Annotated in this window: 25 protein-coding genes; 10 read left to right on the top strand and 15 right to left on the bottom strand. The window is 64.3% G+C overall.

Translation table 11 applies throughout. From position 1 onward, the window contains the following. The first annotated feature begins 101 nt into the window (after positions 1–101). The 10 genes from mobA to AC3WLM_RS17535 all read left to right on the top strand — a co-directional run bounded on the left by mobA (position 102) and on the right by AC3WLM_RS17535 (position 10,483). Positions 102–635 (top strand): molybdenum cofactor guanylyltransferase, encoded by a 534-nt coding sequence (gene mobA / locus AC3WLM_RS17490; protein WP_193828712.1) that lies wholly within the window; start codon positions 102–104, stop codon positions 633–635. Then, positions 625–3,483, top strand: coding sequence for a formate dehydrogenase subunit alpha (fdhF, locus tag AC3WLM_RS17495; RefSeq protein WP_492478236.1), 2,859 nt, complete (start codon positions 625–627; stop codon positions 3,481–3,483). Before mobA ends, fdhF begins: the two co-directional genes overlap by 11 nt. Beyond that, a complete protein-coding gene (locus AC3WLM_RS17500) occupies positions 3,480–3,746 on the top strand; it encodes a formate dehydrogenase subunit delta (protein WP_082734476.1) in 267 nt (88 codons plus the stop codon). The genes fdhF and AC3WLM_RS17500 overlap by 4 nt, the downstream gene beginning before the upstream one ends. Further along, the gene (gene fdhD, locus AC3WLM_RS17505; RefSeq protein WP_492478237.1) at positions 3,727–4,533 is read left to right on the top strand and encodes a formate dehydrogenase accessory sulfurtransferase FdhD; all 807 of its coding nucleotides are present in this window, start codon (positions 3,727–3,729) and stop codon (positions 4,531–4,533) included. Before AC3WLM_RS17500 ends, fdhD begins: the two co-directional genes overlap by 20 nt. Positions 4,534–4,644: 111 nt before the next feature. Then, the gene (locus tag AC3WLM_RS17510; RefSeq protein ID WP_492478238.1) at positions 4,645–5,886 is read left to right on the top strand and encodes an amidohydrolase family protein; all 1,242 of its coding nucleotides are present in this window, start codon (positions 4,645–4,647) and stop codon (positions 5,884–5,886) included. Between the two features lie 8 nt (positions 5,887–5,894). Beyond that, positions 5,895–7,391, top strand: a complete 1,497-nt coding sequence (locus tag AC3WLM_RS17515; RefSeq protein WP_492478508.1) for a bifunctional 3-(3-hydroxy-phenyl)propionate/3-hydroxycinnamic acid hydroxylase — start codon at positions 5,895–5,897, stop codon at positions 7,389–7,391. Further along, the gene (locus AC3WLM_RS17520; protein WP_039334615.1) at positions 7,388–7,816 is read left to right on the top strand and encodes a GlcG/HbpS family heme-binding protein; all 429 of its coding nucleotides are present in this window, start codon (positions 7,388–7,390) and stop codon (positions 7,814–7,816) included. The genes AC3WLM_RS17515 and AC3WLM_RS17520 overlap by 4 nt, the downstream gene beginning before the upstream one ends. Further along, positions 7,813–8,715: a VOC family protein gene (locus AC3WLM_RS17525; RefSeq protein WP_492478239.1), complete on the top strand. Its 903-nt coding sequence runs from the start codon at positions 7,813–7,815 to the stop codon at positions 8,713–8,715. The genes AC3WLM_RS17520 and AC3WLM_RS17525 overlap by 4 nt, the downstream gene beginning before the upstream one ends. A 95-nt stretch (positions 8,716–8,810) precedes the next feature. After that, positions 8,811–9,644 carry a fumarylacetoacetate hydrolase family protein gene (locus AC3WLM_RS17530; RefSeq protein ID WP_492478509.1) on the top strand — a complete coding sequence of 278 codons (834 nt, stop codon included), beginning with the start codon at positions 8,811–8,813 and terminating at the stop codon, positions 9,642–9,644. Next, entirely contained in the window at positions 9,644–10,483 is an 840-nt protein-coding gene (locus AC3WLM_RS17535) for an alpha/beta hydrolase (RefSeq protein WP_492478240.1), read from the top strand. The genes AC3WLM_RS17530 and AC3WLM_RS17535 overlap by 1 nt, the downstream gene beginning before the upstream one ends. Here the strand turns inward: AC3WLM_RS17535 and trhO are convergent. The 15 genes from trhO to hisD form a co-directional block, all read right to left on the bottom strand. Then, entirely contained in the window at positions 10,470–11,402 is a 933-nt protein-coding gene (trhO, locus tag AC3WLM_RS17540; protein ID WP_039334620.1) for an oxygen-dependent tRNA uridine(34) hydroxylase TrhO, read from the bottom strand. The two genes, AC3WLM_RS17535 and trhO, sit on opposite strands and share 14 nt — an antisense overlap. 9 nt (positions 11,403–11,411) lie before the next feature. Further along, positions 11,412–11,786, bottom strand: a complete 375-nt coding sequence (speD, locus tag AC3WLM_RS17545; RefSeq protein WP_492478241.1) for an adenosylmethionine decarboxylase — start codon at positions 11,784–11,786, stop codon at positions 11,412–11,414. Further along, positions 11,786–13,402 (bottom strand): FAD-dependent oxidoreductase, encoded by a 1,617-nt coding sequence (locus tag AC3WLM_RS17550; protein WP_492478242.1) that lies wholly within the window; start codon positions 13,400–13,402, stop codon positions 11,786–11,788. Before AC3WLM_RS17550 ends, speD begins: the two co-directional genes overlap by 1 nt. Continuing rightward, on the bottom strand, positions 13,392–14,942 hold the full coding sequence (locus AC3WLM_RS17555) for a polyamine aminopropyltransferase (protein WP_492478243.1): 1,551 nt from the start codon (positions 14,940–14,942) through the stop codon (positions 13,392–13,394). The genes AC3WLM_RS17550 and AC3WLM_RS17555 overlap by 11 nt, the downstream gene beginning before the upstream one ends. After that, positions 14,935–15,144 carry a DUF350 domain-containing protein gene (locus tag AC3WLM_RS17560; RefSeq protein WP_039334627.1) on the bottom strand — a complete coding sequence of 70 codons (210 nt, stop codon included), beginning with the start codon at positions 15,142–15,144 and terminating at the stop codon, positions 14,935–14,937. Before AC3WLM_RS17560 ends, AC3WLM_RS17555 begins: the two co-directional genes overlap by 8 nt. 26 nt (positions 15,145–15,170) lie before the next feature. Next, positions 15,171–15,317 carry a hypothetical protein gene (locus AC3WLM_RS17565; protein ID WP_492478244.1) on the bottom strand — a complete coding sequence of 49 codons (147 nt, stop codon included), beginning with the start codon at positions 15,315–15,317 and terminating at the stop codon, positions 15,171–15,173. Next, a complete protein-coding gene (locus AC3WLM_RS17570; RefSeq protein ID WP_492478245.1) occupies positions 15,314–16,576 on the bottom strand; it encodes a DUF4178 domain-containing protein in 1,263 nt (420 codons plus the stop codon). The genes AC3WLM_RS17565 and AC3WLM_RS17570 overlap by 4 nt, the downstream gene beginning before the upstream one ends. Then, positions 16,573–17,232 carry a DUF4178 domain-containing protein gene (locus AC3WLM_RS17575; RefSeq protein WP_492478246.1) on the bottom strand — a complete coding sequence of 220 codons (660 nt, stop codon included), beginning with the start codon at positions 17,230–17,232 and terminating at the stop codon, positions 16,573–16,575. The genes AC3WLM_RS17570 and AC3WLM_RS17575 overlap by 4 nt, the downstream gene beginning before the upstream one ends. A 33-nt stretch (positions 17,233–17,265) precedes the next feature. Continuing rightward, positions 17,266–18,261, bottom strand: a complete 996-nt coding sequence (locus AC3WLM_RS17580) for an SPFH domain-containing protein (protein ID WP_492478247.1) — start codon at positions 18,259–18,261, stop codon at positions 17,266–17,268. Positions 18,262–18,407: 146 nt separating this feature from the next. Next, positions 18,408–18,845 carry a winged helix-turn-helix transcriptional regulator gene (locus tag AC3WLM_RS17585; RefSeq protein ID WP_039334635.1) on the bottom strand — a complete coding sequence of 146 codons (438 nt, stop codon included), beginning with the start codon at positions 18,843–18,845 and terminating at the stop codon, positions 18,408–18,410. Between the two features lie 161 nt (positions 18,846–19,006). Further along, positions 19,007–19,297 (bottom strand): antibiotic biosynthesis monooxygenase family protein, encoded by a 291-nt coding sequence (locus tag AC3WLM_RS17590; RefSeq protein WP_039334636.1) that lies wholly within the window; start codon positions 19,295–19,297, stop codon positions 19,007–19,009. Between the two features lie 10 nt (positions 19,298–19,307). Continuing rightward, on the bottom strand, positions 19,308–19,952 hold the full coding sequence (locus tag AC3WLM_RS17595; RefSeq protein ID WP_039334639.1) for an O-methyltransferase: 645 nt from the start codon (positions 19,950–19,952) through the stop codon (positions 19,308–19,310). A 41-nt stretch (positions 19,953–19,993) separates the two neighbouring features. Continuing rightward, positions 19,994–21,145, bottom strand: coding sequence for an alpha/beta hydrolase family protein (locus tag AC3WLM_RS17600; RefSeq protein WP_039336701.1), 1,152 nt, complete (start codon positions 21,143–21,145; stop codon positions 19,994–19,996). A 9-nt stretch (positions 21,146–21,154) separates the two neighbouring features. Then, the gene (locus AC3WLM_RS17605) at positions 21,155–21,913 is read right to left on the bottom strand and encodes an SDR family NAD(P)-dependent oxidoreductase (RefSeq protein ID WP_193828729.1); all 759 of its coding nucleotides are present in this window, start codon (positions 21,911–21,913) and stop codon (positions 21,155–21,157) included. A 10-nt stretch (positions 21,914–21,923) separates the two neighbouring features. Continuing rightward, positions 21,924–23,255, bottom strand: a complete 1,332-nt coding sequence (gene hisD, locus AC3WLM_RS17610) for a histidinol dehydrogenase (RefSeq protein ID WP_492478248.1) — start codon at positions 23,253–23,255, stop codon at positions 21,924–21,926. Positions 23,256–23,590 lie beyond the last annotated feature (335 nt).

The following is a 23,590-nucleotide window of genomic DNA, read 5'->3' on the forward strand; positions in this document are numbered from 1 at the left end:
ATCCTTCGACAGGCTCAGGATGAGCGGAGTTTGGTCGGAGGTATCTCTCTCGACCCGCTCATGCTGAGCTTGTCGAAGCATGCAGGCGCAGCGGTGCAACCATGATCCTCGGCGCGGTCCTTGCCGGTGGCCGGTCCACCCGTTTTGGCAGCGACAAGGCGCTGGCCGAACTGGGTGGGCGCACGCTGCTGGCGCGGGCGGTGGATGCCCTGTCGGCGCAGTGCGATGCGATGGTGGTCGTGGGGCGGGTGGAGGCTCCGGCGCCGACGCTGCCCGATTGGCCGCGCGCGGACATGGGGCCATTGGGTGGCATCGCCGCTGCGCTCCACCATGCGAGAGACGCAGGCTATGACGAAGTGCTGACCTGCTCTGTCGACAGCATCGGCATTGCCGACGATCTGGCCGCCCAGTTGCATCCCGCGCCCGCCTATTGCGAAAGCCAGCCGGTGATCGGACTATGGCCCGTCAGTGCCTCGGCCACGCTCGATGCGCTGCTGACCAGCGACGCACGACATTCGATGCGCGCCTTTGCCGAGGCCATCGGAGCGCGGGCCGTGCGATTCTTCGAAAATCCTGCTAATATCAATACACCGGCGGATCTGATGGCCGCCGAGGAGCGATCCCATGGGTTATGAACGCCAGGCCGATTTCGGCACCCCGGAAGTCCGCAGCGAGACGGAAGTGACCTGCTTTATCGACGGGCGCGAAGTAACCGTGCCCTCTGGCACGACGGTCATGCGCGCGGCAGCTCTGACGGGCGGTTCCATCCCCAAGCTTTGCGCCACCGACAACCTCAAGCAGTTCGGTTCCTGCCGCCTGTGTCTGGTCGAGATTGACGGCATGCGCGGGACGCCTGCTTCCTGCACCACGCCCGTTGCCGAGGGCATGAAAGTCCACACCCAGACGCCGCGCCTGCAGAAGCTGCGCAAGGGGGTAATGGAACTCTACATCTCGGACCACCCGCTCGACTGCCTGACCTGCAGCGCCAATAACGATTGCGAGTTGCAGGATCAGGCCGCCGCCGTGGGCCTGCGCGATGTGCGCTACGGCTATGAGGGCGAGAACCATCTCGGCGCGATGCCCGACATCTCGAACCCGTATTTCGATTTCGACCCTTCGAAGTGCATCGTCTGTTCGCGCTGCGTGCGCGCTTGCGACGAAGTGCAGGGCACGCTGGCGCTGACCATCGACGGGCGCGGGTTCGACAGCAAGGTCTCTGCTGGCCTGACCTCCGACAGCTTCCTGGCTTCGGAGTGCGTTTCGTGCGGTGCCTGCGTGCAGGCCTGCCCGACCGCTACCTTGCAGGAGAAGGCGGTCAAGGAAATCGGCAAGCCGGAGCGCGCAGTCGTCACCACGTGCGCCTATTGCGGCGTTGGCTGCACCTTCCGCGCCGAAATGCGGGGCGAGCAATTGGTGCGGATGGTGCCGTGGAAGGACGGCAAGGCCAATCGCGGGCACTCCTGCGTCAAGGGGCGCTTTGCCTGGGGCTATGCCCAGCATCAGGAGCGCATCCTCTCGCCGATGATCCGCGAGTCCATCGACCAGCCCTGGCGCGAGGTTCCGTGGGAGGAGGCGCTGACCTATGCGGCGGGCCAGATCAACCGCATCCGTGAGACTTATGGCCGCAACGCCTTGGGCGGGATCACCTCGAGCCGCTGCACCAACGAGGAGACGTTCCTCGTCCAGAAGCTGATCCGCGCCGGCTTCGGCACCAACAACGTCGATACCTGCGCCCGAGTCTGCCATTCGCCAACCGGCTATGGCCTGAAGACGACGTTCGGGACGTCTGCCGGCACGCAGGACTTCGACAGCGTCGAGGACAGCGACGTCATCCTCGTGATCGGTGCCAACCCGACCGACGGGCACCCCGTTTTCGCCAGCCGCATGAAGCGCCGGTTGCGTGAAGGTGCCAAGCTGATCGTGATCGATCCGCGCCGCACCGATCTGGTTCGCTCGCCGCATATCGAGGCGGACTTCCACCTGCCGCTGCGTCCGGGCACCAACGTCGCGATCCTGACGGCCATTGCCCATGTAATCGTGACCGAGGGCCTCGCCGACGAGGCGTTCATCCGCGAGCGCTGCGACTGGGACGAGTACCAGCACTGGGCCGAATTCGTTTCGGCAGAGCGCAACAGTCCCGAGTTCCTCTCGCCGGTGATCGGCGTCGATCCCGAAGCCATCCGCGGCGCGGCGCGCCTGTTCGCCACGGGCGGGAACGGCGCGATCTACTACGGCCTGGGCGTTACAGAACACAGCCAGGGCTCGTCCACCGTCATGGCCATCGCCAACCTGGCCATGGCCACCGGCAACATTGGCCGTCGCGGCGTTGGCGTGAACCCCTTGCGCGGGCAGAACAACGTACAGGGCGCGTGCGACATGGGGTCATTCCCGCACGAGCTTTCAGGCTATCGCCACGTTTCCGACAAGGCGACGCGCGACCTGTTCGAGGCCGAATGGGGCGTGAAGATCGATCCCGAGCCCGGCCTGCGCATCCCCAATATGCTTGACGCCGCCACCGATGGGCAGTTCAAGGCGATCTACATCCAGGGCGAGGACATCCTGCAGTCCGATCCCGACACCAAGCACGTGGCCGCCGGCCTTGCCGCGATGGAATGCGTGATCGTCCACGACCTGTTTCTCAACGAAACTGCGAACTACGCGCACGTCTTCCTGCCCGGATCGACCTTCCTCGAAAAGAACGGCACCTTCACCAACGCCGAACGGCGCATCCAGCCGGTACGCAAGGTGATGGAGCCCCTCAACGGATACGAGGACTGGCAGGTCACGCAGGAACTGGCGCGGGCGATCGGCCTGGACTGGAACTACACCCACCCGTCCGAGATCATGGACGAGATCGCGCGGCTGACGCCGACGTTCTCGGGCGTGAACTACAAGCGGCTCGATGCCGAAGGTTCGCTGCAGTGGCCGGTGAACGACACGGCGCCCGATGGTTCGCCGATCATGCATATCGACGGCTTCGTCCGGGGCAAGGGCAAGTTCGTGGTGACCGACTATGTGCCGACTGACGAGCGCACCGGCCCGCGCTTCCCGCTGCTGCTGACCACGGGGCGCATCCTTAGCCAGTACAACGTCGGCGCGCAGACCCGGCGCACGGCGAATACGGTCTGGCATCCGGAAGACGTTCTCGAAATTCATCCGACTGACGCCGACAACCGGGGCCTCAAGTCTGGCGACTGGGTAAAGCTGGCAAGCCGGTCAGGGGAGACGACCCTGCGCGCATTGGTGACGGATCGCGTGGCACCGGGCGTGGTCTACACCACCTTCCACCACCCGGCGACGCAAGCAAACGTGGTCACTACCGACTATTCCGACTGGGCGACGAACTGCCCGGAATACAAGGTGACCGCGGTGCAGATCACGCCATCCAACGGCCCGACCGACTGGCAGGAAGACTACGAGGCGCAAGCCTCGCGCTCGCGCCGGATAGTAGGCCATGACAGCGCGATGGAGCCTGCCGAATGAGCGCGCATACGGCCGAAAAGCTGGCGTACATGGCCAACCAGATTGCGCGCAACCTGGTGCATGACGACAAGCCGGTGGCCGCGGTGGCGGACCATATCGTTTCGTTCTGGACGCCGCGCATGATCGATACGCTGATCGCGCAAGGCTCTGCCGGGCTTGATCCGGTGGCGGCAGAGGCCATGGCGCGGGTGGCTGACGGGCGCATTCCGGCCCCGCAGACCCGCGCAACCGATCCGCAGGTCCATGGCTCCGATGCCGGTTGACGGCACAAGGGCCTTCCCATTTCGCGAAGAGTTCGCTGATGGCCGGGTGTCACGCGCCCTGGACAGGCCGCTGATCGAAGAGGCGCCGGTTGCCCTGGAAATCAACGGCGTGGGTTATGCCGTGATGATGGCAACACCGGTCGATCTCGAAGACTATGCCCTCGGCTTCTGCCTGTCGGAACAGTTGATCGCCTCACCGCACGAATTTGTCTCGGCACAGGCCGCGCCGGTCGATGCAGGCGGGGGCGCAGGCGGGTGGATGCTGCGCGTGCAGCTTGGTGCCGAAGGAGCGGCTCCACTGCTCGAAAGGGCGCGTTTGCGCCTTGCCGAAGGGAGCTGCGGACTCTGCGGGATCGAGAGCCTCGAGCAGGTCATGCGGCCGCTGCAGCCGGTGACCGCCCGAGTCCGGATCGGGGCAGATGCAATCTTCAGCGCGGCCGCCCAGATGCGCGACCAACAGGTGATGGGCCGCGCAACGGGCGCAGCACATGCGGCCGCGCTATGCGATCCGACTGGCAAGATCCGCCTCGTGCGCGAGGATGTCGGTCGGCATAATGCCTTCGACAAACTGATTGGTGCAGCAGCGCGAGAGGGTCTGGCAATGGCGGATCATTTCGTCTTGCTCACCGCGCGCTGCAGTTTCGAGCTGGTGCAGAAGGCCGTGATTGCGGGGGTCCCGGTGCTGGCGACAATATCGGCAGCGTCCACGTTGGCCTGCGAGCAGGCGGCGAGTCATGGGCTGAAACTCGTCAGCCTTGTCCGACAGGACAGCCTGCTTGAGTTGTGATTGGCCGAGACAACGGCATTCCATAGGCTCTGTCTATCCAAACATTGCTTATCGATACTTTTCCAGCCCTGATGCGGGAGCTAGGTCATCCTGGAGAACAGGAGAAATGCGATGCCAACCCCGAAGACCGTGGTGATCCGAAACGTCCGGGTGTTTGACGGCGAGGAGCTGCTCGAAGGCGCAAAGTCGGTGATCGTGCGCGAGGGTAGAATCGCCATCGTGACTGATGCGGGTCAAGAGCCAGCGGTGGAGGGGGCGGCAACGCTCATTGAAGGTGCTGGCCGCACGTTGATGCCGGGCATGGTCGAGGCGCATGCGCATTTGACCTGGGGCTCGTCGGTCGAGAAGATCTACCACCAGTTCATCCTGCCTGAAGACGAACTGAAGGTCGCGGCTTGGCGCAATGCGCGAGTGTTGCTCGACCATGGCTTTACCAGCGCCTATTCGGCAGGCGCGCTGGGTGATGGCATCGAGGTTGAACTGGCGCGCGCCATCGAAGCGGGCGAGACGCCGGGGCCTCGTCTGGTGCCTTCGACACTGGAACGCAGCCCGGAAGGGGCCGAGGGCGTCGACACCGGTGACGTGTTCAACGGGCGCGGGGCCGAAGCGATCCGCAAGTTCGTGGCCTATTGCAAGGAGCAGGGCATCGGCTCGCTCAAGCTGGTGGTTTCGGGCGAAGACGCCCTGAAGCCCGGCTCGGCCAGCGACGTGCTCTATACCGACGAGGAGATGGAGGCGGCTGGCGAAGCGGCGCGTGAGGCCGGCTTGTGGATCGCGACCCATGCCTATTACCCCAAGGCGATCGAGCTTGCGCTGAAAGCAGGCGCACGGATCATCTACCACGCCTCCTATGCCGACGGGGCCGCCGCCGATGCAATGATCGCGGCCAAGGACACGACGTTCTATGCTCCTTCGCCCGGTGTCTCGATCGCCGCGCTGGAAGCGACGCCACCCCCGCACATCGACATGAGCCACATGAAGAAAAGCGCGGCCGAGCGGATGGAACTGGAAGCCAGGCTGGTGCCTGCCCTCAAGGCCCGGGGCATGCGCATCCTGATCGGCGGCGACTATGGCTTTCCCTTCAATCCCAATGGCCGCAATGCTCGCGACCTGCAGATCTTCGTCGATCACTTCGGCTACACGCCGGCCGAGGCGCTGAAGGCAGCAACGGCCCTGGGCGGTGAACTGATGGACCTTGAGGTTGGCCGCGTGAAGCAGGGCTGGCTGGCCGATCTGCTGCTGGTCGAAGGCGATCCGACGCAGGACGTGTCGATCCTGCAGGACAAGAACCGCATCGCCATGATCATGAAGGGCGGTGCCCTGTACAAGGCACCCGTGGAGGTTGCCGCCTGATGACGACGATGTTCGATGTTGCCGTGATCGGCTGCGGTCCCGTGGGCGCCATGGCGGCCAACCTGCTGGGCAGGCAGGGTCTTTCGGTGGTCGTGCTCGAGAAGGAGACCGAGCACTATCCGCTGCCGCGTGCGGTCCATCTCGATCACGAGATGATGCGGCTGTTCCAGAGCGCCGGGGTGATCGACCGGGTGGAGCCGGACATGGTGGCGACCGATGGGCACCTGCATGTCGGCGCCGACCACGGCGTGATCCGCTACATGGGCACGGTCGGCAAGCCGCGCCCGTTCGGGTGGGCCAACGACTACTTCTTCTACCAGCCCGAGTTCGAGGCCCATCTGCGCGCGGCCTTTGCCGACAATGGCAGGATCGGCCTGCTGCCGGGCGCCGAGTTCACCGCGCTTGTCCAGGATGAGGGCGGCGTGACTGTGACGTTCGCGCAGGATGGCGCACAGCGCAGCCTGACGGCACGCTGGGTGATCGCCGCCGATGGCTCGCGCAGCCCGGTGCGCAAGGCATTGCGCGTGAAGCTCGACGACCTTGACTTCGAAGAGCCGTGGCTGGTGGTCGATGCCGAGGTCGAGGGGCCGGTGACTTTCCCGGACCTGACCGGCGTGCCCGAGGGGGCCGACTTGCAGCGCCTGTCGGTGATGATGTGCGATCCGGCTCGCCCGGCCACGGTCGTTCCCGGCCGTCGCAACCATCGCCGCTGGGAGTTCATGCTCCTGCCGCACGAAGACGACGCCGAAATGATGCGCGAGGAGAACGTCGCGGCACTGGTCGGGGCATGGATGAGGCAAGTGCCGCACAAGATCGTGCGCGCCGCGACCTATCGCTTCCACGGGCTGGTGGCGGAGCAGTGGCAGGTCGGCCGTGTCTTCCTCGCAGGCGATGCCGCGCACCAGACCCCGCCGTTCTTCGGCCAAGGCATGTGCCATGGCCTTCGCGATGTGGCGAACCTTGCCTGGAAGATGGCGGCGATCGTCAATGAGGGCGCGGACGAGGCCATCCTGACGACTTACCAGTCCGAGCGTGACCCGCACGTGCGCGGCGTCATCGGCGCGGCGGTGGCGGCAGGGCGCTATATCTGCGAACTCGATCCGGCCAAGGCGGCGGAGCGCGATGCCAGCATCCGTGCGCAATCAGCCCAGAAGCAGGGCGAAACGGCTGCAGACCTGATTCCGGCGATTTCTACCGGCCTTGTTGCGCAAGGCACGCCCGCAGCGGGCCAGCGCTTCATCCAGCCGGTCCTCGCCGATGGGCGCAAGCTCGACGATCTGGTCGGTCAAGGCTGGCGGCTGTTCGTACGAGACGGCGGTGGTGAGGGCGCAATCATTGCCAGCGAGCTGCCCGACAACGGCGCGGTCGAGCAGTGGCTCGACGCGCGCGCAGTCGAGGCCGTGCTGGTTCGTCCCGACCATTATGTGTTCGGCACAGGCTCTGCAGCCGAACTGCTCGCGTTGCGAGATGCGATGCTTCGTCAGAGGCAGGAGATTGCAGCGTGAGCCTGACACTCGCCGCAGCCCAGACGATCATTAGCACTGCACTGGCCCATGCGCGGTCGCGCAGTGCCAAGCCGCTCGCCGTGGTGGTGCTTGATGCCGGTGGGCATCCGGTTGCCTTTGCGCGTGAGGACGGGGCGAGCCTGTTCCGTCATGACATTGCTCGCGCCAAGGCGATGGGCGCGCTCGGCATGGGCGATGATACCCGCGTCCTGGCCGAGCGGGCCAAAGGCAACCCGGTCTTTTTCCAGAGCGTGAGCGTGGCGGTGGGCGGCAACATTGCCTTCTCGCCAGGTGGAGTGCTGATCCGTGAGGCTGGCACGATCATCGGTGCCGTGGGCATCAGCGGCGATACCGGCGACTGCGACGAGGACTGCGCGCTCGCGGGGCTCAGGGCCGCAGGTTTCAATCAGGAGATACCGGCGTGAAGTTGCGCAGCATCGAAATTGCCCTGCCCGATCCCGCCGGCGCCGCCGCGTGGATGGTTGACGTCTGGGGCCTCTATCCCGCCGATGTGCGCGGCAGCACGCATTACCTGCGCGGCACCGGCACGATGCCCTACCTCGTCGCGTTCGAGCAATCGGATGAGGAATACGTCCGGTCGACCACTTTCGTGTGTTCCGGCGAGGAACTTGCCGCCATCAAGGCGCGCGTGACCGACAAGGGCTGGGCAGCAAAGCCGGTAACCTCTGCCGATCCCGGCGAGGGTGCGGGCCTGCTTGTCGAACTGCCCGAGGGCACGATCCTTCGCTTCCTGGCCGGATCGAGCGAGGTCGAGGCCATCGACGGCTTTGCCAAGGCCAGCAAGCGCGTGTCGCCGGTCAAGCTGACGCACGTGGTGTTCAACTCTGCCGATGCCGAACTCCTTGGTCACGCCGTGGAGGAGGTGCTGGGCTTCCGCGTCTCTGACCGGACGAAGGGCATGGTCTTCGTGCGTTGCAACGACAGCCATCATTCCACCGCCTTTGCCCGCGCCGGCTTTGCCAGCCTCAATCACGTAGCGTTCGAGATGGACGATCTCGATGCGGTGATGCGCGGCATTGGCTGGATGCGCGACAACGGCTTTGCACCGGCATGGGGCCCCGGCCGCCACGGCCCCGGCGACAATGTCTATGCCTATTACATCGCCCCGTTCGGCCCGGTGATCGAGTATTCGACCGCAGTCGAGAAGGTTCCGGCAGACTATCGCACCGGTGAGCCGGACGACTGGACCTGGCCCGAGCAGCGCATCGACCAGTGGGGCATCTCGGACAAGGACTTTGCCGGCCTGCGTGTGGCCGAGGAGCGCTTCCGCTGCCGCCGTGACTGGGAACCGGCACCACTTTGAACATCGACAGACGAGGTTTCGTCGGCGGCGCAGCCGCCCTTGCACTGACCGGATCGGCGGTGCAGGCAAAAGGCGTCCTCAGGGGAGACAAGACCATGGCCCGTTACATCAGTTTCCGCCGTCCCGACGGGACCCCCAGCTTCGGCCGCCTCGATGGCGAGACCGTACATGACCTCGGCGCCCAAGGCGCTGCGGCATGGTTGAAGGACGCCGTGGCAGGTGACCTTTCCGTGCTGGCTGCCACCGCGAGCTATGCCCGCGCCGACGTGCGCCTGCTCCCGGTTATCCCCAACCCGAACAAGATCCTCTGCGTCGGCCTCAACTATGCCACGCATGTCGCTGAAACCGGGCGGGATCAGAAGGAATACCCGGCGATTTTCACGCGCTGGGCCGACAGCCTGATCGCCGATGGCGAACCGCTGGTGCGCCCGCCCGAAACCACCCGCTTTGATTACGAGGGCGAGCTCGCCGTGTTGATCGGCAAGGGCGGCCGTCGCATCCCGCGCGAAAAGGCACTTGAGCACGTCGCCGGGTATTCGGTGTTCAACGATGGTTCGGTGCGCGACTGGCAGCGCCACAACATCCAGTTCACGCCCGGCAAGAACTTCCCCGGCACCGGCGGCTTCGGCCCTGCGCTCGTCACGCCTGACGAACTGCCCGAACTGGCCGAACAGCGCGTGCAGACCCGGATCAACGGCCAGCTCGTGCAGGACCAGCCTGTGTCGGACATGATCTGGGACGTGGCTTTCGTGATCGAATACTGCTCGACCTTCACCACGCTGGAACCCGGCGACGTCATCGCCACCGGCACCCCCGGCGGCGTGGGCGACAAGCGTACCCCCCCACTCTACATGAAGGCCGGAGACGTGGCCGAAATCTCGATCGGCAAGGTCGGAACCCTGACCAACCCCGTCATCGACGAGGCGTGATGTCTGCTGCCGATGCGATTGCCGCGATGGGCAGTGCGCTCGGCCCGCAGGTGGTCGAGGCTTGTCGCGCGCTGTTCGATGACGAGCAGCGCGGGCTCGCCGCACGCGTGCCGGCGTTGGCCGTCGATTGCGTCTATGGCCCGCATGAGCGCCATCGGCTCGACCTTTATTGTACTGCCGCCGATCGCGACGTGCCGGTCGTCCTGTTCGTGCACGGGGGCGGTTTCCGGCTTGGCGACAAGGGTGATGAAGGTTCCTGGCAAAATGCCGCGGTGGCTCGGACGATGGCGGAGGCCGGGTTCCTCGGCGCGGCGATGAACTACCGGCTCCTGCCCGATGCGCGCTGGCCGCAGGGTGGCGAGGACGTGGCGGCGGCGGTGGAATGGCTTCGCGACAACGCCGCGGAACATGGTGGTGACCCGGCGCGGATCGTGGTGGTTGGCACCTCGGCGGGGGCGGTGCATATCGCCACGGCGCTGAAGCTGCAGCCGGATCTGCCGGTGGCCGGGGCGGTGCTGCTTTCGGGGTTGTATGGTTACACCCCGCTGGATGCCAAGGACGAGCCGTACTACGGCCTGAACGAGGACTACGCGGCCAGAATGCCGCGTCAGGCCATTGCCTCGACCAGCATCCCCTTGTTCATCTGCTGTGCGCAGTACGATCCTCCACGCTTCCAGGCCGAATTCCTTGGCCTGATGGCAGAGCGTCTCGAACGGCACGGCGCTTTACCGAACGGCATGATCCTGTCCGGACATAACCACTATTCCATGGCCATGCACATCGGCACCGCCGATCGTCGTCTTACGGATGAGATGGTCGCGTTTATCAGGGGCGTGTAGCACCGATGTGACTCGTGCCGCGGGCGCGCGCGAGCTTCTCCTGACGGTCACGTTCGCGGGCCGAAGCGCGTTGTTCGTCTGTCCGCTCATCGTAGCAACCTGCGCAGGAGACCCCATCTTCATAGAGAGGTGAAGCACGCCCTTCCTCATCCACGGGTCGGCGACAGGCACGGCAAAGGACGTGGCTGCCGAGCGCAAGGCCATGGCCCACAGTCACGCGCTCGTCGAAGACGAAACATTCGCCGCGCCACAGGCTTTCATCTTCAGGCACTTCCTCGAGGTATTTCAGGATGCCACCTTTCAGGTGGTAAACCTCCTCGATGCCTTCAGCCTTGAGGAAGGCGGTGGATTTCTCGCAACGGATGCCGCCGGTGCAGAACATGGCAACCTTGGGGGTCTTTCCCTTACCCAGCAGCCGCTCGCGTTCACGGCGGAACCAGCCGGGGAACTCGCGGAAAGTTGTCGTCTTCGGATCAATGGCGCGTTCGAAGGTACCAGCGGCCACTTCGTAGTCGTTTCGGGTGTCGATCACGATGGTTTCGGGATCGGCGATCAGCGCGTTCCAGTCCTGCGGCGAAACGTAGGTGCCAACGCTTGCGCGCGGGTCGATGCCCTCGACGCCCATCGTCACGATCTCGCGCTTGATCCGCACTTTCATGCGGTAGAACGGCATGGCGGATGCGTGGGAGTACTTGACGTCGGTATCGGCGCAATCGGGCTGGGCACGGATGAAATCCACCACATGGGCAATGCCCTCGGCGCTACCGGCGATAGTGCCGTTCAGCCCTTCGTGGGCAACCAGCAGCGTACCCTTGATGCCTTGCGCCTTGCAGGTGCTTTCCAGCGCATCGCGCAAGGCGGCAGGGTCCGCGATTGGCGTGAAACGGTAAAGCGCTGCGACGGTGACCGAAGATTCCATGCCGCGCCCTTAGGGCAAGTGGCAGGGTTTGTCAGTCCCGAGACGCTGCAGCGAATGCTGCCGCGCAATCCTGCCACCGAGCATGGAGGCAATTACCGCCAAGCCAGCCGCAGCATCGGCGTTCTTGCCACAGACAAACAGGTCTACCGCCGCTACTCCGGTCTCCGGCCAGGTATGGATCGATATGTGCGATTCCGCCAGCATGGCCACCGCGGTCAATCCCATGGCTTCACCGAAATGGTGCAGATGCACGCCGACGACGTGCGCCTTGGCCGCGCTAGCAGCCATGCGCAGGACCTGTTCCACATGCACGGCATCATCAAGCCTGCAGCATCCATCAAGATCGGCGATGAGATGGACACTCGTGCCGGGAAGATGAACCATCAGGCGAGACTTTCGAACGGATGCGCAAGATGGGCAAGGGCGCTTTCGGCGGCAATCACGCCGCGATAGTGCGCTTCCTCGAACAGGGAAAGGCCCGAAAGGTCGGAGTGGGCAAACCACAGCGGCGGTGCCCCGCGCTGCGCCGCCATCCTGGCTGGATCCGACAGAAAGCCCGGCTCGGGCCGCACCATGGCATGGCCCCAGCGCCACACATCAATCCGCTCAATCGCGCCCGAAAGATCGGGGTTCATCGCCAGAAGATCATCCTGCACGATGCGCTGCCAGGCTTGCAACGTGCGGGTCATGAGTATCTTGCGGGCCTGGCGCGGCGTTTCACGGCTGAGCGGGAGATACCAGGTCAGTACGGTGGGGCCGCCGTCCGCCGAAGAGGTCTGGTGCGTGGCGACGACATACCCGAGGCTTTCGCTCGCTGCCGAGACATTGTCCCACGCCAATGGTGCGCCCTTGCCACGCGGCGGGCGGCTGACCGTGACATTCGCCACGACCCACGGCGCATAGGTGAAGTGACCGCTGGCCGTGTGTTGCGGCGCTATTCTTTGGGCGACGAAGTGGGGCATCGCGAGGACGGCGGCGCGGGCGCGAACGATGCGTGTGGCGCTGGCGCGATGATCGAAGACATGGGCGAGTACCCCTGATCTGTCCGTTTCGATCCGGATCAATGACCGCGCCAGGCGCAGATGTGGCGCGATCCTGTCAGCCATCGCCCGGACCAGTCGGCCATTGCCTTCGGGCCAGGTCAGTTCGCGGTCACCGTCGTTGCCCGCTGCCCAGCCACGGCGCCCGGCGAAATAGTGGATGCCCGCCCAGGCCGAGACGTTTTCGGGCTCCGAGCCATAGTCATCCCTGCAGCAATAACGCAGGTGGGCGCGCAATGGGGCGGAAGTATAGCCCTGTTCGTCAAGCCATCGCGCGAAGCTTTGCCGGTCGAGCGAGCGGTATCGCTCATCCGTACTAGAAAGCGCCATGGGTGATGCGAATGCGGGCCTGCCGTCCCGCCCGATGGCTTCACGAAACCCGGACATCGCAGACGTGAACCTTGCCTGCTGGGCGTAATCGTCATTCGAAAGCGCGGTCTGAGGGACAAGACCTTCCTGCCATTTGCCGCGCCATAGCAATCGCTCCTCAAGGTCGGCGCAAAGCTGCAGCGGATCATAGACCGGCGCGCCGTTCGCTTCGCCCGTTATCATGCCGAAGCCTCTCAGCATGTGCCGCAGGGCGCGGGCTTCACGGTTTGGCACCGGCAGGTAATGCGCGCCAAGCGGATAGGCGCTGATGGCGTTGCGATCCGATCGCCCGTTGCCGCCGGGCGCGTCTTCAAGTTCAAACAGGGCAAAGCGGGTAAAGCCGGCTTCGGCCAGGCGCCAGCCGGCGGCAAGGCCTGCGACACCGCCGCCCGCAATCAGGATGTCGATTTCCTCTACCGGGCCTGATGGTGCCGGAAACCGGCCTTCCCGGATCAGGTGGCCCCGCTGCCAATCGGTGCCGGACAGGGTGCCGGGCAGCGCTGGCTGGCTGCATCCTCCGAGCAGCGCCGTCACCCCCGCTCCGACCGCTGCGCCAGCAAGCACCTGCCGCCGGGTTGGCTCAGCTTTCATAGCGGCCCCACTCCGCGGCGAAGCTGCGCACCAGGGCCTGGTTGTCGAGCCTGTTCACGGGCGCTGGGCGACGGGCCATATCGGGCGGAAAATCGAACATTGCGCGCTCGCTGGCGGGGGTAAGGAATCGGAGGTCTTTCGGCAGTTGCACCGCATTGGACGGGAAGACGTGGGCAGCCATGGTGAAGCCCCATTCGCCAAAGCTCGGCACATAGGCATGATAACCGCGCACGGCGAGCCCGGCGGCCTCCAGCGTGCTGGCGACGGTCCAATAGGAGCGCGGCGCAATGAGCGGGGAGGTGCTCTGCACCGTCATCACGCCACCCGGGGCGAGGAGGCGGGCGACTTGGCGGTAGAATGTCTCGGTATAGAGCTTGCCCAGCGAAAATTCGGTGGGATCGGGAAAATCGACGATGATCGCGTCGAACTGGCGCCGTTGTTCGCGCACCCAGCGAAAGGCATCGGCATTCACCATCGTGAGCCGAGGGGAGGCAAGCGCTCCGGCATTTAGCTGCGCCAGTTGCGGCGTATCGCGGAAGAGGCGGGTCATCTCGGGATCGAGATCGACCAGCGTAACATGCCCAACGCGGCCGTCACGAAGCACCTCGCGGGCGGCAAGGCCATCGCCGCCGCCGAGTATCAGCACCTGCCGAGGCGCAGCGACCCGGCCCAGCACCGGCCACACCAATGCTTCGTGATAGCGATATTCGTCGCTCGTGGAGAATTGCAGATTGCCGTTGAGATAGAGCCGCAGATCACCGTCCTGCCGCGTAAGCACGATGCGTTGGTAGGGCGTGGAGCGGGCATAGACCACGGGCTCGTTGTAGAACGCAACTTCGCTCCAGCGCTGCAGCCGGTCGGCAAAGGCAAGACCACCAAGCAGCGAGGCGGCGACCAGCACCGCCGCGATCATGTCGCGCCAGATGCGTTCCTGGCGACGCAGAGCGATCAGCAAGGCGATGGCCACCGCCACGTTGGCAAGGCCGAAAACGAAGCCGGTGCGGATCATGCCCAGTTTGGGCACCAGCACCAGAGGGAACAATAACGAGGCGATCAGCGCACCGACATAATCATACGTCAGCACGTTTGAGACAAGTTCGCGGAAGGCGAACCGGTGGCGCAGGATGCGGATCAGCAGCGGGATTTCCAGCCCGACTAACACGCCGATGGTCATCACCAGGGCGTAGAGCGCGACCCGAAAGTCTCCCACCAGCGGGAAAAGCAGGAACAGACCGGCCGCAGACCATCCCCCCAGCGCTGCAATGAGGATTTCCACCCGGACGAACACCGCCATCTCGCCCGAACGCACATGGCGCGACAGCCAGCTGCCGACGCCCATGGCAAACAGGTACGTCCCGATGACGGTGGAGAACTGGGTAACGCTGTCGCCGAGCAGATAGCTTGCCAGCGTGCCCGCCAGCAGTTCATAGATCAGGCCGCAGGTGGCAACGACTAGGACCGAAACCAGCAGGATGACCGCAAGCGAAGCCGGCGCTGCATCCCGCCCGGCGTTGCTGACGGCAAGCGGTGCTTCATCCATGCACGGCGGCGGCGATGATATTGGATATGCCGATGGCAACGGCTCCGGCGAGCAGCGCCACGGCCAGGTTCTTGCGCTCGATGATCTCGCGCCACAACTCGCCCGGGGTCAGCTTGTCGACCAATACGAAACTGACGATGAAGATGACGATCCCCAGTCCGGCATAGAGCATCGTGGCAAGGAAGACGTTTGCGGTGAGCATGGCAGGCTCCTTTCAGGATCCGGTGATCATTTGTGCGATGGGCCGGTGTGGCCCGATGTGACGGGGCGGTCTTCCTCGTCGCTGTAGAACGAATAGGCGTTGAAGGCGGCGAACAGCGCCGCTGCCAGCAGCGCAAGGCTCCACAGCGCGAACAGGATCAGGCGTCTGGTCATTTGTCGCGGAACCTCCACCACAGGATGGTGACTGGCCAGGCGAACAGGACAATGACCAATGTCCACCACATTCCCCACGACATTGCGCCGGTCTCTGCTTCCACCCAGACATTGATCGTCTCGACCGAGCCCCAGGCGTCGTTGATTCCAGGGTCGACCGGCCAGCCATGCGCAGAACCGCTGACGTAGACATCGTAGGTGCCGCGCGGCACGTGGCCAAACATGGTGTCGCCATGATGGCTGCCTTCGCTCCACGCCCCATCGGAATCGGTGCCCGCATAGTGCTCGACCAGACCGAACGCATCGATCGACTGCTCGCTTGAACGATCGACCAGGTTGTATTCGAGATCGACCCAGCGGTTTTCGAACTGGTTGGTGTCCGCTTCGATGGTAACGAACTGCCATGGCCTGCGCACGATGATCGTGCCGACCTTGACCGGGGCGATCTGCCCGCCGACCGGAACCTGAACCATCGCACTTGTCCTGGTGCTCGGCCCGGCGAGTACAGCCATGGCGATCGCGGCGATGATCGAGACAGCCAGTGCGAGCTTGAACATGTTGCCAAGGTCGTCCTGCTCCATGCCGATCGCGGGCCGGAACAGCATCGGCCCTCTCGCTGCCTTGCGCCTCGGCAGACTGCGACGCCTGAGGCCGAAGGCGGCTTCGACATCGGCTTCAGGCACCGGCACAAGCTGTGTCCAGTTCTCCTCACCTTCCGAAACCTCACGCGAGAGCATGGTCTGGCCCGACTGGAACAGCGTGGCGGTTGCCGTATCGCCTGCCTTCACGCGCCAGTAGAATTCCCCCGCCACCGCGGTAGTCGAGGTCGTCTGGTCCCGGCCCATGCGCGTGAATGGCGTACTCCGCCAGTAGACCCTGTCACGGGGGCCTTGAGGCCGATCCGCCAGCATCGTGCCGAATTGCCATTCGCCATCGCAGGCCACCAGCCAGCGATAGCCGAGGTACGGGTTGAACAGCAGGAACTCCTGCCAGATGGTGATCTGGTCCTTGCGGCGCAGCGCGCCGACGACCTCCCATTCCTGCCCGAACAGCGTGTCGCGCTTGCCCAGTTCCAAGGCAAAATTCTCATTGGCGCGCTTGTACTTGCGGATCAGCGCCACTTCCGGCCGCGATACATCGAGCAGCGATCCGCAATGCTGGCAGGCAAGGTTGACCGTAAATCCCGCCGCCCGCACTTCGATCGTCCCGCCGCAGGCCGGGCAGGTGACCGCTTTGGCGCCTGCAGAGCCAGCAGTCACCGCAATTCTCCGGGCACAGTCCAGCCCTCGATCTGACGCAGGTTTCCGGGCTTGAGGCTGATCAGGTCCCAGCTATCGCCAAACCACGCCGTTGTCGCGCGCTCATCGCGCTGAAGGGAAAGGACTTCGCCGCTGGCGGAGCGGAAGTCCACGCTGGTCATCTTCGTGCCGATCTGCGTGGGGATAGGCAGATCACCCTCGCTGCCAAGGCATTCGACCTGCTTGATGTCACTTGCAAACAACTGGCGTCCATCAACCTCGATCACGTCTCCCGGCGTTATTGTGCCGCCTTCCGCAAAGGCGCGGACGTCCGCGCGGTCGAGCAGTTGTGGCCACTCGGCTGTCAGCATGAACATGCCAGCTGCCTCGGCCAGCCAGAACTGCGCGCCACTTTCGGCCATGGCCAGCCATTCGTTCCACGAGCCCCCGGCCCAGGCCCAGCGCACCCGGCCGACCACGACCAAGCTGCGTCCCTCGGCCACCAGCGTGGTGCCAAGCTGGATCGGTGAAACATCGAATGGTAGGACTGCAACCTTGCCCACATCCTCGATATCGAGCCCGTGGCGCAGGATCAGTGTCTGGCAGTAGGGGCACGTCGCATAGGGAAGGGACGGGCCTCGCACCGGCACCTGCGCTCCGCACGAAGGGCAATTCATCACGTCCCGCTTCCCCCCAATGCGAACGCGCAATCAGCGGATTCGCGCGAGCAGCTCGGCCTTCTTGGCATCGAACTCCTGCTGGCTCAATGCGCCCAGCGTTACCAGCCTGTGGAGTTTCTCGATCATCGCGAGGGGATCTTCTTGGGTGACAGCGGGAGCAGTTGCGGGGATCGTTGCCTGGCCAAGTCCCTGGGCCATCGCGCCGCCCAATGCCGTTGCAGCAGCAACCCCGGCGCCGATACCGGCCACCCCGCCGCCATCCTGGTTTGCAGCATCCTCGATTGCTTCTGCCGCCTGGAAACGAGTGTAATTTCCGAGATCGCCAAGCACTCGCATCGAACTGGCCTTATCCAGATGGGCCTGGACTTCATCGGGCAGCGACACGCTTTCGACGTAGAACGAAAGGCAGGTCAGTCCCCACTGCGCAAAGGCCTTGTCGACCTCGAGCTTGATCCGGTCAGAAAGCGCCTGCTGGTTTGCCGCCAGATCGAGGAAGGCAATGCCACTGCCGCCAAGGGCAGTGGCTATCGCGGTCTGGATCGCGGCACGCAATTGCGGTTCGAGCGAGGGCACCGAGATGCCGGCCAGCGTCCCCATCACGCGCGAGACGAATGGTGCGACTTCGCTTACGCGAAAGGAATATGAGCCGAATGCACGCAGGCGCAGCGCGCCGAATTCAGCATCGCGCACTGTAACTGGCTGGGCAGTTCCCCACTTCAGGCCATGCTGCTCCTTCAGCGAGAGGAACACCACGTCCGACTTGAATGGCGATTTGAAAGCCTTGTCCCAGTTCATCAGGTTGGACAACAGGGGCAGGTTGGCGGTTTCGAGCGTATGCAGGCCCGGTCCGAAGAAATCTGCGATGCGGCCTTCATTGACAAATGCCGCGATCTGTCCTTCGCGCACCGTCAACTGGGCGCCGTGCTGGATTTCGCGATCGGCAAAGGGCACGCGCCAAGCCAGTTCGCCGGGCTGCTCCAGCCACTCGATGACATCGACAAACTGCTTGCGAATAAAATCAAACATCACGGATGCCTTCCCGAAAGCCGCGCACTGCTTGCTGCAGCCTAACTTTTCGGAGCGGCCAGGCAAGAGAGCGCGTCGACCCGGACTTCGTCGGGACCGCAAAGTCCCCGTGGCGGATGAACAATTCCTTGCGTTGATGGAGGGGGCTACTCTTCCTCACTGTCAAACGCCGCGCGGGAAGCGCGGATGAGGTCCTGGTGGGCGTTGATCCAGTTGATCAAGCCGCGCGTCTGAACGTGCAAGGACTCCCCCAGATGGGTGAGGTTGTAGCTTACCTTCGGTGGCACATCGCCGCTGATCCTGCGCGTGACAAAGCCATCCCGTTCCAATGTGCGGAGCTTCATGGTGAGGATGCGCTGGGAAATGGCGCGTTCGGCTGAGAGCCTGGCAAGCAGGCGCCGCAGTTCGGCGTGGCGAAGCTCTCCGGTAGCAAGCACCAGAAGTATCAGAGTCGACCACCGGTCACCGAGGAGCGCCATTATTTCGCGCACGGGGGCATCGCGACTTGTCCCGTGGCGCTCCATTTCGTCAGCCAGAGAGGCAAGCGCAGGCCGTTCGAATGTCCCGCTAATGTCGTGCGCCATGCTTATCTTCGGCACAAAGGAGTGCCGCCCCCCGCCCTGATCTTCCGCACCTTATGCCGCAGTTCGAGAAGATCAATAAGCGGGAAGTGGTCGGTCAGGGCGGAACTGACTGCAACTCGGGAACAAACAACCGAGGAAGATGATCATGCGGCCGAGCGGCGTCAGATCACGTTCTCGACATGCACGACGCAAGGCGGGGCCGTGAAAAATGGACCAGCCAAGGCTCGCCATTCCTGGAAGCCCTGGCTTTCCCGGAAGTCGACCATGTGGGCTTCCACGCTGGTCCAGCCCACGACCAGGCGATAGGTTCCCGGTTCCTCGATCACCCTCTGCAACGCGAACGATACAAATCCCCTCGCCTGTTCGAAATGTGGACGGGCCTGTGCCACCGCGGCTTCGAATTCGTCCATGCGGGCGGGATCAATGGTGAGCGCAGCGATTTCGTGAATCATCGATGGTCTTTCAAAGCTTCGGATTGTCGGCGCTCCAGCGCACGGTCAGATCGATTCCGCTGCCGATGGGCAGCAGCACGGATTGCAGATCGGGCTTGCAGCGGACTGCGTTACGATACTGGCGAACACTAGGACGATCGAATTCGGGTTCGATCATGTTGTCGGAAACAATAACGCCTTCGTCGCTCAGTTTAGGATAGAATGCCTCGAAGCAAGGCAAATAGAGCTCTTTCCAGATGTCGAGAAGCACAAAGTCCCAAAGCCCTTCATCGTCTTGAAGACAATCCAGAGCGTCACCGCACCGAAATTCGACGAAGTGATCCAGTCCTGCCTCTGCCAGTTGTTCGCGGGCGTAAGTCTGTTTGTAGTCGGCCAATTCGCAGGTCACGACAAGCGCACCGATCTGCGCTGCGGCATCTGCAAGGAACAGCGTCGAATATCCGTAGCTGGTGCCGAGTTCGAGTATGCGTGCCGGGCGGCGTGCGAGGATTAGCGAATGCATGAAACGTCCGGCATCCTCGCCTACTGGTAGCAGGAATTCGTCACGGACGGCAAACCCGGCGAGGCCGAGCGTCTTCATGCGATCCCCATCGTCTCTTGCGCGGTCGCGGTAGCGGTCGAACACGCGAGCCACGCGGGGATCGGCGAAGATCATGCGCATTCTCCTTTGCAACCGGGGCGTTCGTCAGATCCAGTCTACACCATTTCGTTGAATGTTTGGGCGCACCAGTCTGCGATGTAGTCGCGCATGGCGGTGCCGTTGTCGGCGCCGCAGTGTTCGACTTCGAAGTCGGCTTTTGTGAAGATGCGCAGGGAGCGTTTTGGGCTGTTGGTGGCCTGATCGTAGCTCATGCGGGCGTTGTAGACGGGGATCTGGCGGTCGTTTTCGCCGTGGGTGACGAGGAATGGCACGCGGATCTTGTCCACCTGTCCGTCGAGGGTGATCTGGTCGGCGTAGGCGAGGAATGCCTCGCGATCGTCGATGCCGAAGACCCACATGACGTGGTCCCAGTAGTGCGGGACGGGGTTCTCGCCCTCGTTGGCGACGCGTTCGCGCTGGCGCTGGCCCCAGACGTGGTTTGCGCCCATGACGGCACACAGTGCGTAACGGGGATCGTTCGCGGCGATGCGCGGGGCGTGGTAGCCACCGAAGGACAGGCCGAAGATGCCGATCTTCGAGTGAATCACATCGCTGCGCGTCAGGAGATAGTCGAAGGCCGGGCTGCCCCAGCGTTCGGCGTCGTGGACGGCGGGGAGATTGCGCTTGCGGATCGCTTCGCCGGTGCCGGGCTGGTCGAGGAAGAGCGTGTTCATGCCGCGGGCCAGGTTCACCGCGCCATGGCCTGCCATGCACACCTGCTCCTTCATGGAATCGAGGCCATTGACCGAGACCAGCGTGGGCCGCGGCGTGCCGCTGCCATCGTGGACGAAGATCGCCGGATAGCTCGCTCCCTCGTAGGGGATCTCCACCTTCTCGACATGGAGGCCGCTAAGCGCGCTGCCCTTGTGGTAGAGTTCGAGGCCCTTGTCATAGGCCGCCCAGCGCGGCGCGTAGTCGCGGCTCTGCAGGCGCTCGGCCCCGAGGTAGTATCCCGAAGCGCGCAGGTACTTGGCGCCGGCCGAGAGGAGATAGCCATCGGCCTCGTCGCGTTCGGCATTGCGGGTCACCTGATCGGCCACGGCAATCCAGCTGTCGAACAGTTGTGCGGACCCGGCATCGGCGCCGGCCTTTGCCGCCTCCCGGACGGGCCGGCAGACCTCGTCCAGTTCGCCGTGGTTGCCGCCTGCGATCAGGGCAAGGTTGATGCCCAGGTTCCAGACATAGTTACCGGGAAAGGGTTCGAACATCGTGCAATCCTATTCTGCGGTCCAGCCGCCATCGACGACGAGGCTGGTTCCGGTCATCAGCGCGGAGGCGTCGGTTGCAAGGAACAGCACGGCGCCCATCAGGTCCTCGACCTTGCCGATCCGTCCCAGCTTGATCCTGGCCAGCACGCTGGCCCGGAAGGCCGGGTCGGCGAACATCGGCTCGGTCAGCGGGGTTTCGATGAAGGTCGGCGCGATCGTGTTCGATCGGATGCCATGCTGCGCCAGGTCGAGCGCAAAGGACTTGTTCATGCCTTCGATCGCCCATTTGCTTGCGCAATAGAGCGAGCGGTTGGGTCCGCCGACATGGCCCATCTGCGAGCCCATGTGGATGAGGGAGCCTGGCGTGCCGGTCTCGATCATCCGGCGGGCGCAGGCCTGCGCGACAAAGAAGGCCGCGCGCAGGTTGAGGCCCAGGACGGCATCGTAGTCCGCCGGGCCGACGTCCCACATCGGCATGGGCCGGTTGGTGCCGGCGTTGTTGACCAGCACGTGAAACGGCTCGCGCTCGGCAAAGAACGCAGCCACGGCGTCGAGGTCGGCGACGTCGAGCGTGGCGCCTTGCGCGCCGTTGCCGATCGCGGCTGCCGCTTGCGCGATCTCGCCGGACGAGCGGGCGACGAGAGTGACCGCCGCGCCCGCCTGGGCAAGGGCAGCGGCGGCGGCCAGACCGATGCCTCGCCCTGCGCCTGTCACGACCGCCCGCTTGCCATCAAGACGCAGCGAGGGGGTGCGGGGCAGGGGAGTCATGCCACGCCCCTCATGCTTTGGTCAGTTCACTCGGCGCGGCCTGCCCGGCGTAAGGCACATCGCGCCCGCCGAAGCGGCGCACGCGGATGTTGGCCTGCTCGCCGTGGCCGGCAAAGCCTTCCAGCGCGCAGAGGCGGCTGCAGTATTCGCCCACCAGCGCCGAAGCCTCGTCGGTCAGGACCTTCTGGTAGGTGCAGGTCTTGAGGAACTTGCCCACCCACAGGCCACCGGTATAGCGCGCGGCCTTCTTCGTGGGCAGGGTGTGGTTGGTGCCGATGACCTTGTCGCCGAACGAGACGTTGGTGCGATTGCCCAGGAACAGCGCGCCGTAGTTGGTCATGTTCTGCAGGAAGTAGTCAGGGTCGGCGGTCATCACCTGCACGTGCTCGCTGGCGATGTCGTCGGCAATGCGCACCATCATCTCGTAACTGTCGGCGACGATGACTTCACCGAACGCTTCCCACGCCTTGCGCGCGTGATCGGCGGTCGGCAGGATCTCGAGCAGACGGTCGATCTCGGCCATCGTGGCCCGCGCAAAGCTCTCCGAATTGGTCAGCAGCACGCCGGGGCTGTCCGGTCCGTGCTCGATCTGGCCGAGAATGTCGGTCGCGGCCATCTCCGGATCGCAGCCGATCTCGTCGGCAATGATCAGGGTCTCGGTCGGGCCGGCGAAGAGGTCGATGCCGACGCGGCCGAACAGCTGGCGCTTGGCTTCGGCGACGAAAGCGTTGCCGGGCCCGACAAGGATGTCGACCGGGTCGATCGTCTCGGTGCCGATGGCCATGGCCCCGATCGCCTGGATGCCGCCCAGCGCATAGATGGTGTCCGCCCCGGCCAGGGCCTGCGCTGCAACGATGGCGCGCGCGGGCTTGCCCTGGAACGGAGGCGCGCAGGTCACGACGCGCGGGACGCCGGCCACCTTGGCCGTGATCACCGACATGTGCGCCGAGGCCAGCAGCGGATACTTGCCGCCCGGCACATAGCAACCGGCCGCCTGGATCGGGACGTTTCTGTGGCCAAGCACGACGCCAGGCATCGTCTCGACCTCGACGTCCTTCATGCTCTCGCGCTGGATCTGCGCGAAATTGCGCACTTGGGCCTGCGCAAACTCGATGTCCTTGCGCTCCTGCGGCGACAGGCTGTCCACCGCCGCATCGATCTCCGCCTGGCTCAGGCGATAGTCGGCACGGTCCCAGCCATCGAACTTCACGCTCATCTCGCGAACCGCAGCATCACCACGCTTCTCGATGTCCGCCAGCGCCGCCTCGACAACGTCACGAACCTTGCGATCCGCCTCCGCCTTGCTCTCCGCAGCAGCGCCGCGCTTCAGCCATATGGCCATGAATCTCCCCTCAAGTGCTTCCAACGCGCACCAACTGCAGGACCCGCCAGACCCACACCATCGCATTCTTTCGATGCCATCATATCGATCCAACGCCTTTGCTTCGGGACTGCTTATGAGTTCCGGCCGATGCCCATTACATCGACTCGGTGCAGGCGGCAGGATCGCAGTTCCTACTGGTGCTGGTCCCCGATGCTTCGGCACCGGAAGATTGCAAAGGTCGACGGTACCGGCGAATATTCCGGAATTCTGGTGGGGGGATATCGGTTCGCCTGGGTTCGAAGTAGCCGGTGGTCGTGGCGACGATCGTGTTCTGTCTGCGCGCCATCATTCGT

It is taken from the genome of Novosphingobium sp. FW305-C-30-35 (assembly GCF_058783135.1).